Origin of the sequence: Hymenobacter sp. NBH84, assembly GCF_014217645.1 — a bacterium.
GTDB lineage: Bacteria > Bacteroidota > Bacteroidia > Cytophagales > Hymenobacteraceae > Hymenobacter > Hymenobacter profundi.
Genome location: NZ_CP043644.1, coordinates 4,132,482 through 4,147,197, shown reverse-complemented (window position 1 = coordinate 4,147,197; position 14,716 = coordinate 4,132,482). Strand labels below are relative to the sequence as shown.

Genomic DNA, 14,716 nt, shown 5'->3' with positions numbered 1-14,716 from the left:
GAAGGTGAAATAGTGAATGGTGAAATGGTGAGTGGTGAAATAGTAAGCTTGATGCTTCTATATAAGCTGGATTCGCGTAAGCGGTACCGGCAGAACATCAAACTTACTGTTTCACCATCTCACTACTCACCACTAGGAGCCCCGCTGTTGCCAGGGGGTTGCGTGCTACATAAAGTATTTCAGACGGATTACCTCTTTTTCCGTCAGGAAGCGCCACTTGCTACGGGGTAGGTCCTTTTTGGTGAGGCCAGCGTATTGCACGCGGTCCAGCGTTACTACTTCGTAGCCCAGGTGCTCAAAGATGCGGCGCACAATACGGTTACGTCCCGTGTGCAGCTCAATGCCCACAAAGTGCGCGTTGCCGGCTACCACCGCCACGTCGTCTACCTCTGCTTTGCCATCTTCCAGTTCCAGGCCTTCCGAAATGCTGCGCAGGTCAGCTTCTGTTAGTGGCTTGTCTAGCTCTACCTGGTAGATCTTTTTGTTTTTGTTGGAGGGGTGCGAAAGCTTCTGCGCTACTTCACCGTCATTGGTGAATAGCAGCAGCCCTGTAGTGTTGCGGTCAAGACGCCCTACCGGAAAAATGCGCTCCTTGGAAACACCCGACACCAAGTCCATCACGGTCTTGCGGCCTTCCGGATCGTCGGTGGTGGTGATGAAATCCTTGGGCTTGTTCAGCAGCACGTACACCAGCTTCTCGCGGTTGAGGTTGGTTTTGCCATACTGCACCGTATCCGATGGCTGTACCTGGTAGCCCATTTCGGTCACTACCTCACCGTTCACCCGAATTTCGCCGGCGGCAATCAGCGCATCGGCTTCCCGACGTGAGCAAACGCCCGCATTGGCGATGTAGCGATTCAGACGGATTACTTCCGCTCCCAATTCCTCCTCCTTGCGACGGCGCTTATTGCCACGGTTCGGATCCTGCTCGTAGTGCTTGAGGTTTTTGTAGTCTGGGGCCTGGCCAGCCACCTCGCCGCGCTTCAGCTTACCAGCACGATGGTCGTTGGCATCGGGTGTAAATTTCTTGTCCGTAGAAGTATCGCTACGACGCTCGCGCGTTTCGTACGCACGACCTGCCCGCATCTCGCTAAAGCTACGGCTACCGCCCCCAAAGTTGCGCTCCTGTCGGTCGCCATACGACGGACGGCCTTCGCGCTGTCCGCTGAAGTCGCGCTTACCAAAATCACCCGTTGGTTTCCGGTCGCCGTAGCCACCCCGGTTATCGCGGCGGTCTTCGCTACCGCGCTCAAACGTACGGACTGGCCGCTCGCTGCGCGTGTCGCCTTCCTCAGGCTTACCGCGGTAGTCGAATGGGCGCGCTGCCCGAATGGGTCGGTCAGTTCCGGTTGCCTCGTTGCGCTCGGGGCGGGTAGGTGCTTCTGGTTGCGGCCGGAAAGCAGGAGCTTCCGCATTCGGGTTCGCCTTCTGAAACTTGCGGTTTCGCTCACCCGGCGCACCGCGTGGCACGGTTGGCTTACCATCCTGGCGGTAGGGCTGACCATTCCAGGTTTCTCTCGATTCGTAGGCGCGCACAGGCCGGTTGTTGGGCTGTTCCCGCTGACTGTAGCCGTCGTTGCGGCTGCCGCCTGCACGACGGTCAGAGCCACCGAAGTCCCGGCCTCCGCCAGCACGACGGTCGTTGCCGCCAAAATCTCTACCCCCGCTTGGGCGCCGGTCGTTGCTGCCAAAGCTGCGGCCACCACTGTTGCGGTCTTCCCCGAAGCCGCGGTTGCCAAAATCCCGGTTACCACCGGGACGGCTACCCTGCCCCTGCGGCCGGCCGAACGATGGGCGCGAAGTAAAGCCCTCACCCCGGCGGTCATTGTCTCGGCCGAAGTTATTACCGGCAGGGCGGTCGTTGCGGCGCGGTTTGGCATCGCGACCACCCTCTTTGTTTTTGTCGTTAAAAGAAGTGCGGCCACGGCGGCCGGACGGTTCATCGGAGAAGTGTTTCTTGCCCATAGTTGCAAGGGTTAGCGCCGTATCGCTACGGTGCAAAATGAAAAATCAATGGTGAATTGTAAACTGAAGCTCCCAACACCCAGCCTCAGAAAACAGTGCCCGGACCGGCGGTTAGATACTTTGCAGCCTCCAACCAACCCGTCCGGGCACGTAAGATAGTAGTGTACCGCTAGTCGCGGCGGGCCATTTTCGCTTCAATCGAGTGCTGCGTATGCGGCACGGCGCGCAGGCGCTCTTTCGGAATCAGCTTACCCGTACCGATGCACACGCCATAGGTACCGTTCTTAATGCGAATCAGCGCGTTTTCCAGCTGCTGAATGAACTTCATCTGGCGCGAGGCCAGCTGATTCAGGCTTTCTTTTTCGGCTGTATCAGCACCGTCTTCCAGGACCTTCGACGATGACGCCGTGTTATCGGTACCCGAATCGTTGCGCCGGCTCAGGGTTTCCTTGATAAAGCTTACTTCTTTCCGGGCAGCGGTTAGCTTGTCCTGAATAATCTGCTCGAACTCAGCTAGCTCTTCCCTGGAATAGCGTAGGTTGTCGTCACTCATGTTGGGCAGGGAAAATATGATAAAGGGGTGATTGATTGCCTACCAGCATAGCCGTATCGGTCATTTGCCGGAATAGCCGCTCAACAGTAGCTTCTATAAATAAGTTTATAAGGCACTGTTCAGCGTTGTATCCAGCCAATCAGCCGACGCTGCGCAAGGCTTTTCGGCCGCAAAGCTACGTCTTTGTCAATTAATTAGCTAACGGCGCTTTTTCATTCATACCCCTCCGCATACGCCCTTCTCAGAAGCCCAGCATGTGGATGGCGGCCACTGCTCCCTCCACTCCTTTGTTGCCATGCTTGCCACCCGCCCGATCCCACGCCTGCTCCAGTGTGTTAGTGGTAACCAAGCCAAAAATGACGGGCTTATTGAATTTCAATCCGACGTTGGTAATACCCTGAGCTACTGCGTGGCAGATATAATCATCGTGCTTCGTCTCGCCTTGAATAACTACCCCTAAGCAGATAACAGCATCTATCTCCTCGTGCTGGGCCAGTAATTGGGCCCCCAAGGTCAACTCGAAGCTACCCGGCACGGTGTTGCGGTAGATGTTCTCTTCTTTCGCGCCATGTTTGAGCAGCGTCTCGTACGCGCCTTGTGCCAGCGTATCCGTAATTTCGCGGTTCCATTCGGCCACTACCAAGCCAAAGCGCTTGTCACTGATATCAATAAAGTGGTCAGAAGTATAGTCGCTGAGGTTTTTGAGAGTAGTTGCCATGTAGCGTAGGGTTTGCAGATGTGGAAGATTTCACGGACGCAGTAAGTAGATACTACTAGTCGCTACCCGCGTTTATAAAAAAAGGACGGTACTGGACCGTCCTTTTTAATAGTAGTTGCTAGAACAGCAAAACTGCCATTGGGTTTTACTTGCCAGCCAGTGCTTCGGCGCGGGCTTTCATCTGGCGCGCTTCGTTTACTTGCTGAGCGCTTTGATAATCGTTAATGATTTTATCGTAGGTTTCCACCGCTCCGCTATAGTCCTTCGCCATTTCCTGCGCCGTTGCTTTCTTCATCAGGTACTCTGGCGAGAAGTATTCGTTGGCTTTATAGTTCGCTGCTTTATCGTAGAAATCGGTGGCTTCCTTGTACTTGTTTAGCTCCATGTTGGCATCGCCTATCAAAGAGTAGGCCCGGGCCTGCACCAGCAGATCATCGGAGCTAAAGTCTTCCAAATAGTCGATAGCAGCCTGGAACTTGCCTTGCTTTAGCGCAGCTACACCAGCGTAGAAGCTAGCTAGGTTGCCAGCCTTCGTATTGCCATACTCCGAGGCAATCGTTGTCAGGCCATCATACTGCCCATCGCCTTGCATGGCCTTGTTCAGCGAATCGGCTTCCCAATAGTTAACGGCCTGGAACATGGCAGTCTGCGCTTTCTCATCCTGCGAGGAGCGCCACATATAGTAGCCGATACCGCCTACCACAGCCAACACGACCACGGCCAGCAAACCCAGCAACAGGTTTTTGTTACGGCGCACAAAGTCTTCCGATTCGGCCAAACGGATGGCCAGAGCATCCGGATCTTCTAACAACGGATGTTCTGCATTGCCAAATTCGCCCTCATGCGTTGCGGGCTGCAATGGGTCAGTAGACACGCGTTGCGGGCGGTTCTGCGGGCTGTTACGCGTATAAGGAATCTTGGACATACTACGAATGGCTCAGGGGAGCCGCAAAGATGCTTGTCAGAAAAAGCGATGCTATTCGCGGATGAAAGGATAATCTTCCTCTACATACACATCGCGGTAGAGTTCTTCCGGATCGGGGAAAGCAGAGTTTTCAGCGAAGTCAACCGACTCTTGTACCTGTCCTTTAATTCTCTCGTCGATGGCGTTCAATTCCTCTTCCGATGCCATGTTGTGCGTCAGAATGGTGTGGCGCACAGCTTCGATGGTATCGCGCGAGCGGAAGTCTTCCAACTCCTCTTTGGTGCGGTACTTGGCCGGGTCGCTCATCGAGTGGCCTTTATAGCGGTAGGTTTTGAATTCCAGCAAGGTAGGGCCTTCACCAGCGCGGGCACGCTCGGCAGCACGAGCTACGGCTTCATGCACATCCTCCACGTTCATAGCATTTACCGGCTCCGAAGGCATATCGTACGACAGACCCAGCTTATACAGCTCGGTTACGTTGGACGTGCGCTGCACCGAAGTGCCCATGGCGTAGCCATTATTTTCGATAACGAAAATAACCGGCAGCTTCCACAACATGGCCATGTTGAAAGCTTCGTGCAATGCACCTTGGCGTACGGCACCATCACCCATGTAGCAAATGCACAGGTTGCCGGTCTTGTTGTACTTCTCAGCAAAGGCAATACCAGCTCCCATGGGAACCTGGGCACCTACGATACCGTGGCCACCCATGAAGTTCACCTCTTTGTCGAACATGTGCATCGAACCACCTTTGCCTTTCGAGCAACCGGTTTCCTTTGCAAACAGCTCAGCCATGATAGCATTGGGCGATGTGCCCAGTGCCAGTGGGTGCGCGTGGTCACGGTAGGCCGTAATCCATTTGTCATCCTTGGTCAGGGCCGACACGGCGCCAGCTACACAAGCCTCCTGTCCTATATAGAGGTGGCAGAATCCTTTAATTTTTTGCTGACCATACAACTGGCCGGCTTTTTCTTCAAACTTGCGCATGAGCTGCATTTGCTCATACCAAGAGAGGTATTGCTCTTTCGAAAACTCTGGAGTATCCGGAGTCGTAGCCTTAGGGGCGCCCGTAGCTTCTTTTGCTTCGGGGTTGGATGCCGGTGCACCCGAATCGGGTTGCTGAACCGTTTCCATCAACTCCGTTGCTTCTACCGCAGCTTCGGAAGGTGTGGCCTTACCGCTGGGGGCATTTTTCGTTTTAGCTGGCTTGCTCTCCTTGGAAGCTTTGGGGGCAGCCTTTACTTTCGTCTCCGCCATCGTGCTCTTGGTTGTTCGCGTTTGGGATGCGAAAGTACGTAAAAGGATTGCAATTCCGAACCCGAATGAATCTTGAAACTCTGCATCTTCTCTTCTTCAAGAACTACGAAGAAGTCAATCTACACCTCTCGCCGCATATTAATTGCTTCATTGGCGACAATGGTAGTGGCAAGACTAATCTTTTAGATGCCATTCATTATCTGTCGCTCACCAAGAGCGCTTTTAATGCTGCTGATACGCAGACAATTAAACATGGAGAAGAGTTCTTCGTGGTGCGCGGCCGGTTTCACTCCCCTACCCCTGAGCCGGCAGACGAGGTTATCCAGTGCAGTTTACGGGTAGGCCAGAAGAAAACCGTTACGCACGACAAGCAACCCTACGAGCGCATATCCGATCATATTGGTCGCTACCCCGTGGTGCTGATTTCGCCTTACGATACGGACCTCATCCGGCAGGGCAGCGAAGACCGGCGCCGATATTTCGATAGCCTGATGTCGCAGCTTGATCATACGTATTTGGAGCTGTTGATTTCCTATTCGCACCTGTTGCGCCAGCGCAATGCCTTGCTTAAGGCGGCCAATGGCCAAGCGTATGATCGGGACTATCTTTTGGTATTGGATGAGCAATTAGCGCCCCTTGGTGAGCAGCTGGTTCATTTACGCCAGCAATTCTTAGATGAGTTTACGCCTATCTTCCAGCGGCATTACCAGCAGCTTTCCGATGATCGGGAGGAAGTAACCCTTACCTATAAAAGTCAAGTACCTCCTACTGACTTCCTGAAGGTGCTTCGCCTCAACGAGCGCAAAGACTTGCTGCTTCAGCGCACCCACACCGGCCCCCACCGCGACGATTTCGTATTCCTCATGAATGACCTACCCGTTAAAAACTACGGCTCGCAGGGTCAGCAAAAATCATATGCTATTGCCCTGAAGCTTGCGCAGTTTGAGATTCTGTCTATCCGCAAACAGCAAAAGCCCATTCTGCTGTTGGATGATATTTTTGACCGTTTAGATGAGAAGCGCATCACGCAGCTTATGCGCCTAGTAGCTGACCATACCTTTGGGCAGGTTTTTCTTACAGATACACACCTCGATCGGACTGATCAGGTACTATCAACTCTATCGGAACAAATAAGTCGTTTCCGGGTCGAGAACGGTTCGGTTGCGCCGCTATAGGTAACTCGTTGTGTACCTTTGCAACCCCCTCTAGATAGGGTGCTACTTTCGCTTCCTTACGCATTTTCAGTGAAAAAACATAAACCTTCAGACAATTACCGTCAGGCTGATATTATGCCGCTGAAGGACGGTATTAAAGCTTTGCTGAAGGCCTACCGTATTCAGGGCAAGCTGAACGAGGTAGTAGTAGTTGCCAGCTGGGAACGGGTGATGGGCAAGGCTGTCGCGCTCAAAACCCAGGAGGTTTTTGTGAGCAAGGGCAAATTGTTCGTACGTCTCACCTCGGCACCTCTCAAACATGAACTCGTGATGGCTAAGACACGGGTGCTAGAGATTATCAATGCGGAGGTTGGCGAGGAGGTTATCAAAGAGGTGGTCTTCTTATAAGACGAGAAGAGTATGCCCAAACAAGCATACTTTCTTCTCAACATATAATACCAAACGAAACTCAGGCTGATGCTTACCGCTTTCGTAAGCCTCTATCAGCGCATAGCTATTCTAGCTTGTGTAGAGAAATTCAATCAACTCAGTTAAACCGAACGCAATGGCTTTTGGAAGGCTTCACTCTCAGCACCTCCTGCTACCCTCTATATAGACTTAGGTAGACGACCAGTAGCTATACAATGGTTGGTTGGTTGGTTGGTTGGTTGGGAGTGAATGAATGAGTTCTGAAAGTATTAGTAAGCGCATCTGCAATAAGAAAGGATATGCTATCTATTCAATAGCCATCCCAATCCTCTAGATCAATTGCTTTCTACGTATCTCCTATAGTAGTTCATCTACTAATTCTACAGAGGCCCATACTCCATAGAAATTTTTATAGATAGGCAACATTTTCTACCACGAGGCAGCACGCATAGTATATCTGATTATCCTCTGAATAAAGTTCTTGCCTAGCTTAATTAAAAGCACCATTGCGACTACCGGTTGCCTTTCGCTTGCTTCACAGAGCAGGTAGCTAGCCTGGCTAAACAGTGATTTACACTGATTAATCTACCACACTAATTTCAACTTCGAATCTATAAGCGGTGACTTTCTGAACTACCTCAACAAGGAGAGTTTTGTGAGCTTTGAAACAGCTCCACCTTGCTCTTGCTGGCCCACTAAACGGTAGGCTTTCTTCCAACTTCTGATCTTTATTTAGCTTTCATCTGTAGTTGGACTATTTGACAAATATGTTTCACGTGGAACATATTTGTCATTTAGGCCCATACACTTTAATCAACAGTTCATTATAAGCCTCTAGTAAGGCAATGTACTTCGTTTGCAAAGCTAAAAGCTGTTCTGTTTGGTCCTGGGAGGGTGTTACAGCAGAAGTGTTACGTTGTAAAGCAGGATGAGTGGACACTTTTGTAGGGGTGTTCGTTACAAATGACAAAACAGATTGTGGGCTTTTTGTAAAGTCCTGGGAAAAATCATGTCCGATAATGTCACCTATTTTTTTTACAAATTCGTAATCAAGTGTATCATCCTTGAATTTACGATAGATTGTAGGTCGTGTAATACCTAGTTCGTCTACAATGCGCGTGATAGAAATACCACTGTTTTTGATAGCATTTTGCAGTATTTCTCCTTGATGCGGCATATCGAGAGCATTGTAACTACTGTTTGTAAAGTTGTAAATATTGATGCGATAAAACAAATAGTGTTACAAATATCAATGTTTAACTGTAAACCTAATATATGTTACAAAACACACGTAACAAGCAAATACATTACAGTTACATGCTATATATTACAGTAACATAAAACGTGTTACATACTGCAAATAATAGCGACATAGCAATCTATAATAAATAAGAAACGGCTAAAAAAGCGGTTTTCAGCTCTATTTAAGCTGTTTCACAAAAATATAAGTGTAAAATAACATTGATACATGCTGTACTGTATCGCTGTGAGTCTCAAGTAAGATTGATCAGTATTACATTGAAACGATAGTGAAAGCGCATTACTATTACACCTAATAGCAGCGTAGGCCTTCTGATGTACATTAGACTCTATCATTCTAAGTCTTAATACACCGTTAAGTCTGAAACGGATTTAAAAACAGTTTTTGAAATTAGACGGAATAGAAGCTATCATAAAAAGTGTGTGTAATTGGAGTTGGCCCCTGATGGTTGGTTAGGTAGGTTTCAACAGACAATGCAGATCACACTATCTGTATCTGAGGTGAGAAAAAGGAGTATCAGGATAGTGTACCTTATACTTATTGGAGGAGATACCAGAATCTCTTGACCTTTTATTGAGGCCCCCTACCCTACCCTACTGTTGCAATGTCTAATAGGTCGCCAGATAGATAATAAGTCTGGGAGCCCAGCAGCTACAAACTGGCGCGTAGACTATTTTGGTTAGGCATTTGTAGAAGCACTTGCATCTATGAACTGTAAGATGCTTGGCCATTGCTGGTATTCCGCTTCACTTGTAGATGATGCTCTAAAGCAATTTGTAAGTCAACGCACGTAGACCAACGCATTAGTTGATATCTGAGCGTTGCGTAGTTTAAAATGCAAACCGAAAGAGCTGTCGTAAGAATGAAAGTGATGGCACGTCGCGAATACCTGTACACAAACCTAAAAGCCACGGCATTTCTAGACTTGCTCTCTTATCAACAGAAATTTCAATTTACTCTATACAATACATCAACATGAAAAAAACACTTCTACTCGGCGTGCTGCTTCTACTGCTGGCCGGAGGCTATTGGTACTACCACAGTATGTCGTCGGGGCCACAGTATTCTCTCTTGAAAGCAGCCGCCGCAGTGCAGGCACACGACGTAGCGGCATTCGAACAGTATGTGGATATAGAAAGCGTGGCGAGTGGCATTGTAGACCAAGTAACTACTCAGAGCACTACGCTGAAGTTATTGAATCCTGGTGGCGCGGCCTTCATGGGAAGCCTGCGTCTGCTAAAGCCGCAGTTGGCTACAGCAGCGCGCAAGGAAGTGCAGCGTTACGTAGAAACAGGCTCCGTGGAAGTAGCCATAGCAGCACAACCAAAGCGCGCTGTTAATGTATCGATACTGGGACTGGTAGGGAAAGTGGTAAGTCCCGACAGCAAGTTTAAGGACGTGAAATATGTGAAGGAAGAAGACAATGGGCAGGCCTTGGTAGGCTTGGAGTTCACGCAGCCGAAGTACGATACCACACTGGTCTTAGAACTGAAAATGCTCAAGCGCGATGACCATTGGCAGGTGAAGCAAGTGACAAATACTGGTGAACTGATACGTCATGTAGCACGGCTAGAAAAACAGCGAATGCTAGGCAAATAGCCCTAGCTGTCGACGTCAATAGAAGCAGAAAGGCCCGGTTGCATGTGCAACCGGGCCTTTCTGCTTCTATTGACCTTGGAATTACCTCATATCAAGGGTAAGCCTGAACAATATCTAATTTAAATATCTGAATGTCAATAACTTAAAATAAATACTGTTGGATTTGCTGTATAAAGTAGGGGCCAATTTGCGGGATGAAGAATAATGTGAGCACTACCCCATACAAAGCACCGTAGAAATGAGCATCATGGTTGATATTATCGCCCGACCGGCGGCCCATGTAGTAAGAATAACCGAGGTAGAGAAAGCCGAAAATGAAACCGGGAATGCTGAATGGAATCGGAAAAATGTGGATGCCGCCAATTGGCTGAAACAGAATTCCGGAGAAGATAACGGACGCTACCCCACCTGATGCGCCCAAGCTTCGGTAGTCAGGGTCGCGGCGGTGGCGGAAGTAGGTAGGGATATCGGAAACGATGATGCCACCTAAGTACAGCATCAGATAGCGCCACAGACTACCTTCAAAGCCAAAAATCTGTTCGAAGCTGCCTTGCACTAATTGACCAAAGGAAAAGAAGGCAAACATGTTAAAGAGCAGGTGCATCCAGTCTGCATGCAGGAAGCCGGAGGTGAGGAAGCGGTAATACTCCTGGCGCTTGGCTACCAGAAAGGGGCTCAAAATCCATTTATCCAGAAAGGTCGGGTTCGACCAGGCATAAACGGAAATGATGGCCGTGAGCACGACCAGAATCAGGGTGATATCCATAGAAAGGGTGAAATCAAAGGGTAGGAAGACGGCTAGCTTTCACGCTCCATCAGTTGGAGCGCCAGCTGCCGGAGTGGCTCTTTGCGCGATGCGGCTACTTCTACCTGCTCTAGGTGCGCCAACGCCGCCTCGAAGTATTCATTGATGAGCGCCTCGGTTTGGGAACGAATGTGTAGCTCGTCGTATACGGCTGTCACGGCTTGCACCTTGCCCTCAGCATCGACAACGGGCTGCCCAATATACTGCTGCAATACGGCCTGCTGCGCTGTAGTAGCTTGCGCTTGAGCTGTGAGTAGCAAGAAGGTTTTCTTGTCGGATACGATGTCGCCCCCTACCCGCTTGCCGAAGGTAGCGGCATCGCCGTACACATCCAGCAGGTCGTCGCGGAGCTGGAAGGCAATGCCGATGGCCGTACCGAACTGCCGCAGCTGGTCGGCCTCGGGGGCCGGGGCGCCGCCGAGTAGGGCGCCCAACTCCAGCGCAAACCCGAGTAGCACGGCCGTTTTCAGCCGGATCATATCGAGGTACTGCGCAATGCTTACTTCGGGGTCGGTTTCAAAATTCATGTCCCACTGCTGCCCTTCGCATACCTCGGCTGCGGTCTGGCTGAAGCGGCGCAGCACGGTAGGAAGCAGCGCACCCGGCACGTCGAAAAACAGCTCGTAGGCGCGCACCAGCATCACGTCGCCGCTCAGAATGGCCACGTTGGGATTCCACTTTTCGTGCACGGTAGCCTGGCCCCGGCGCAGGGGCGCCTGGTCCATCAGGTCGTCGTGCAGGAGTGTGAAGTTGTGGAAGACTTCAGTGGCCAGTGCAGGCTTCAGAACGGGCGCTAGGTCGTCGGTGAAAAGCTGGGCACCGAGAAGCGTGAGCAGCGGCCGGATGCGCTTGCCACCCAGGGCCATTATGTAGCGAATTGGCTCGTACAGCGACGTGGGTTGGTCGCCGTAGGACAAGAGGGCCAGTTGGTCGTTGATCGTGCGTGTAAGAGCAGAAATATCCACAGAAGGTAGAGGATGGAATGAGGTAGGCAAGGTACAACGGAAAGATGGGTAGGGCGACAGCATGGGTAGAACGAAAGAACGTCATGCTGAGCGGAGCCGAAACATCTCTACCGTGAGTAAATCAATTACTACCAGTAGAGATGCTTCGGCTCCGCTCAGCATGACGTTCTCTAAGATGATACCCTCTTACCGGCGGCGCTTACCGCTGCTTTTGCCAGAGCTTTCCTTGCCGCCGTGGCGGCTGCCTCCGCGGTTGCCACGCTTCTCGTCTTTCTCGCGACGCTTCACGGCATCGGGCCGGCCGTCTACCAACTCGAAGTCGATGGTCCGGTCGAGCAGGTTGGCGGCTTTCACCACCACTTGCAGCGGGTCGCCGAACTGAATGACGCGCTTGGTTTTCTTTCCTACCAAGCGGTAGTTGTCTTTGTCCAGCTCGAAGTAGTCGCCGGGAATGTCGCTGACGCGGACCATACCTTCGCACTTGTTTTCCTGGATTTCGACGTACACGCCCCACTCCGTTAGGCCCGATACCACACCGGTGAACTCGGCCCCAATTTCGTCGGCCATGTACTCTACCTGCTTGTACTTGATGCTGGCGCGCTCGGCCGTGGCGGCACGCTTCTCGCGCTCCGAGGAGTGTTTGCACTCCTCTTCCACCGGCTCCGCGGGCACGTTCTTACCACCTTCGAGGTAGTGCTCCAGCAAGCGGTGCACCATCATATCGGGGTAGCGACGGATGGGCGAGGTGAAGTGCGTGTAGTGCTCAAAGGCCAGGCCGAAGTGCCCGATAGGCTCGGTGCTGTAAATAGCCTTCGACATGGTGCGAATAGCTAACGTCTGGATGACGTTTTGCTCGGGCTTGCCCACTACCTCTTCCGACAAATCGTTTAGCTCGGTGCTGAGCTTTTTGGGATTGGTGAGGTCTAGCGTGTGGCCGAACTTCTGAGCAAACAGCGCGAAGTTTTGCAGACGGTCGGGGTCGGGCGCTTCGTGAATGCGGTACACCATCGTCATGCGCGGCTTGCGGGCTTTGATCTTGAACACGAACTCGGCCACCTTACGGTTAGCGAGCAGCATGAACTCCTCAATCATTTTGTGTGCATCCTTGCGCTCTTTCACGTACACGCCCACCGGCTTGCCGTTCTCATCCAGCCGGAACTTCACCTCCTGCGTCTCGAAGCTAATAGCACCTTTCTTGAAGCGCTGTTCGTTGAGCTTTTTGGCGATGTCGTTGAGCAGATTCACCTCAGTGGCGTAGTCGCCTTCCTTGGTTTCGATGCGCTCCTGGGCCTCTTCGTAAGCGAAGCGGCGGTCGGAGTGGATGATGGTTTTGCCGTACCAGGAATCGTAGAGCTTACCCTTTTCGTCCAGCTCAAACACCGCCGAGAAGGTCAGCTTGTCCTCATTGGGGCGCAGCGAGCAGAGGCCATTCGAGAGGCGCTCGGGTAGCATCGGAATCACGCGGTCTACCAGGTACACGGAGGTAGCCCGGAACTCGGCTTCCTTTTCCAGGGCCGTATCGGGGCGCACGTAGTGGGTCACGTCAGCAATGTGCACGCCTATCTCCCAGTGTCCATTTTCCAATTGACGAAGCGACAGGGCATCGTCGAAGTCTTTGGCATCAGCGGGGTCGATGGTGAAGGTAGTCACGTCGCGGAAGTCGCGGCGGCGCTTAATTTCCTTGGCTAAAATCACGTCTGGAATAGCTTCCGACTCAGCTTCCACCTCGGCAGGAAATTCAAACGGCAACCCGAACTCCGCCATGATGGCGTTGATCTCGGCTTCGTTCTCGCCAGCCTGGCCGAAGCTTCGTACCACCTCGCCTACGGGCTGGCGGCCGGGGTCCTCGGGCCACTCGGTAATCTTCACGAGCACCTTCTCGCCGTCGCGGGCTTCGTGCAACCCATCGGTCGGCACAAACACGTCGAAGTAGAGCTTGCGGTAGTCAGGCTTCACAAAACCGAAGCCGGCGTTCTGCGTCATCAGGCGACCTACTACGGTGTCCTTCTCACGCTTCAGTATTTCTACTACGTCGCCTACCGGGCGGCCGTCGCGCTGACCGCGTAGACGCACACGTACCGTGTCGCCATCCATCGCAAACATGAGGCGGTCGGTGAACACGCGCACGTCCTCCTCCGACTCCTCACTCACCACAAAGGCAAATTTTTGGGTAGCCAGATCTACACGGCCGGTGATGTACTCGCCGGGACGCTCGGTTTCGGCGGCGCGCTCGGGGCGGCGCTTCTTCTGGTGGCGCACATCACCAGCGTGGTCAAAGCCAGCCTCGCGGCGGCGGTGAATCACGGGGTCTTTGCCGAACTCGGCTTCTACCGGTCGGCCTTTAGAAACTGAATCGTCGTCATCCTCCTCGGGCCTCGATTGCTCGGGGGTAGGCTTAGACTCCTCGTCCTGGCGTTGCTTGGTAACAGCGTACTTCGATTTCTTATTGCCTTTGGCAGCCTCGGGGGTAGACTCGGTGGAAGCCTCTACTTCGGGTGCAGTAGCGGGTACCGGCTCGGCCGACTCGGTGCCGTATAAGCGGTACTCATCATTGCCGACGAGCTCCAGCTGCCCCGTTTCGCGCAGGGTGCGCAGGTGACCGAAGAGCACCTCGCGCTGTTCCTTGGTAGTCACGCCGAGGCGGCGCGCCAGCTGGCGGTAGGGAATGAGGGTTTCGTTGGAAGTGAAAAATTCGCGGGCTACCTGGTTGATGGTAACTGATGCGGTGGGGGCACTCGTTTCTTGCGGAGTGCGGGCAGCTTTCGCGCGTGGGGCGCGGGGAGCGGCGGAATCGTCTTTTCTTTTCATTAGAAAATAGGAGCCGCCAGTGGTTGTCTTTTTCGCAGGCGGCGGTGTAAAATGGGACCGGGCGCAGGGGCGCCGCAGTCAGAGTAAAAAGTAAATTGGGTGGCGCTACGAGAAGCAACCATGCTACAGCTGATCAGCCAGGGTAGGAATAATACGGAATATATCGGCAAACAACTATGTGGGGTTGTCAGAACCACGGATTCGACGGATTAATCGGATTTCATAGACGGACTACCTCTGTATCATTCCGAACGTAATGAGGGATCTGAGTGAGCCG

The 14,716-nt window shown here is 52.2% G+C and carries 12 protein-coding genes; 3 read left to right on the top strand and 9 right to left on the bottom strand.

Translation table 11 applies throughout. The features are described 5' to 3' along the window. Positions 1-165: 165 nt before the first annotated feature. The 5 genes from F1C16_RS17375 to pdhA form a co-directional block, all read right to left on the bottom strand. Positions 166-1,965, bottom strand: coding sequence for a pseudouridine synthase (locus F1C16_RS17375; RefSeq protein WP_185281861.1), 1,800 nt, complete (start codon positions 1,963-1,965; stop codon positions 166-168). A gap of 169 nt (positions 1,966-2,134) precedes the next feature. Beyond that, positions 2,135-2,518: a TraR/DksA C4-type zinc finger protein gene (locus tag F1C16_RS17370; RefSeq protein ID WP_185281860.1), complete on the bottom strand. Its 384-nt coding sequence runs from the start codon at positions 2,516-2,518 to the stop codon at positions 2,135-2,137. Between the two features lie 241 nt (positions 2,519-2,759). Continuing rightward, entirely contained in the window at positions 2,760-3,236 is a 477-nt protein-coding gene (ribH, locus tag F1C16_RS17365) for a 6,7-dimethyl-8-ribityllumazine synthase (RefSeq protein WP_185281859.1), read from the bottom strand. Positions 3,237-3,381: 145 nt separating this feature from the next. After that, positions 3,382-4,161: a tol-pal system YbgF family protein gene (locus tag F1C16_RS17360; RefSeq protein ID WP_246601785.1), complete on the bottom strand. Its 780-nt coding sequence runs from the start codon at positions 4,159-4,161 to the stop codon at positions 3,382-3,384. Positions 4,162-4,212: 51 nt separating this feature from the next. Beyond that, positions 4,213-5,418, bottom strand: a complete 1,206-nt coding sequence (gene pdhA / locus F1C16_RS17355) for a pyruvate dehydrogenase (acetyl-transferring) E1 component subunit alpha (protein WP_258048951.1) — start codon at positions 5,416-5,418, stop codon at positions 4,213-4,215. A gap of 65 nt (positions 5,419-5,483) precedes the next feature. Between pdhA and recF the strand changes: the two genes are divergently transcribed. Both recF and F1C16_RS17345 read left to right on the top strand, forming a co-directional pair. Next, positions 5,484-6,593: a DNA replication/repair protein RecF gene (gene recF, locus F1C16_RS17350; protein WP_185281858.1), complete on the top strand. Its 1,110-nt coding sequence runs from the start codon at positions 5,484-5,486 to the stop codon at positions 6,591-6,593. Between the two features lie 69 nt (positions 6,594-6,662). Continuing rightward, positions 6,663-6,980, top strand: a complete 318-nt coding sequence (locus F1C16_RS17345; protein WP_258048950.1) for a DUF721 domain-containing protein — start codon at positions 6,663-6,665, stop codon at positions 6,978-6,980. A gap of 811 nt (positions 6,981-7,791) precedes the next feature. Here F1C16_RS17345 and F1C16_RS17340 read toward each other — a convergent pair. After that, positions 7,792-8,235, bottom strand: a complete 444-nt coding sequence (locus F1C16_RS17340) for a helix-turn-helix domain-containing protein (protein ID WP_185281857.1) — start codon at positions 8,233-8,235, stop codon at positions 7,792-7,794. Between the two features lie 1,002 nt (positions 8,236-9,237). On the opposite strand from F1C16_RS17340, the gene F1C16_RS17335 reads away from it, so the two are divergent. Further along, positions 9,238-9,861, top strand: coding sequence for a hypothetical protein (locus tag F1C16_RS17335; RefSeq protein ID WP_185281856.1), 624 nt, complete (start codon positions 9,238-9,240; stop codon positions 9,859-9,861). Positions 9,862-10,003: 142 nt separating this feature from the next. Here F1C16_RS17335 and F1C16_RS17330 read toward each other — a convergent pair whose 3' ends face one another. The 3 genes from F1C16_RS17330 to rnr all read right to left on the bottom strand — a co-directional run bounded on the left by F1C16_RS17330 (position 10,004) and on the right by rnr (position 14,439). Next, complete coding sequence (locus F1C16_RS17330) at positions 10,004-10,627, bottom strand: rhomboid family intramembrane serine protease (RefSeq protein ID WP_185281855.1); 624 nt, start codon at positions 10,625-10,627, stop codon at positions 10,004-10,006. A 32-nt stretch (positions 10,628-10,659) separates the two neighbouring features. After that, positions 10,660-11,631, bottom strand: a complete 972-nt coding sequence (locus tag F1C16_RS17325; protein WP_258048949.1) for a polyprenyl synthetase family protein — start codon at positions 11,629-11,631, stop codon at positions 10,660-10,662. Positions 11,632-11,817: 186 nt separating this feature from the next. Further along, entirely contained in the window at positions 11,818-14,439 is a 2,622-nt protein-coding gene (rnr, locus tag F1C16_RS17320) for a ribonuclease R (protein WP_185281853.1), read from the bottom strand. Positions 14,440-14,716: the final 277 nt, after the last annotated feature.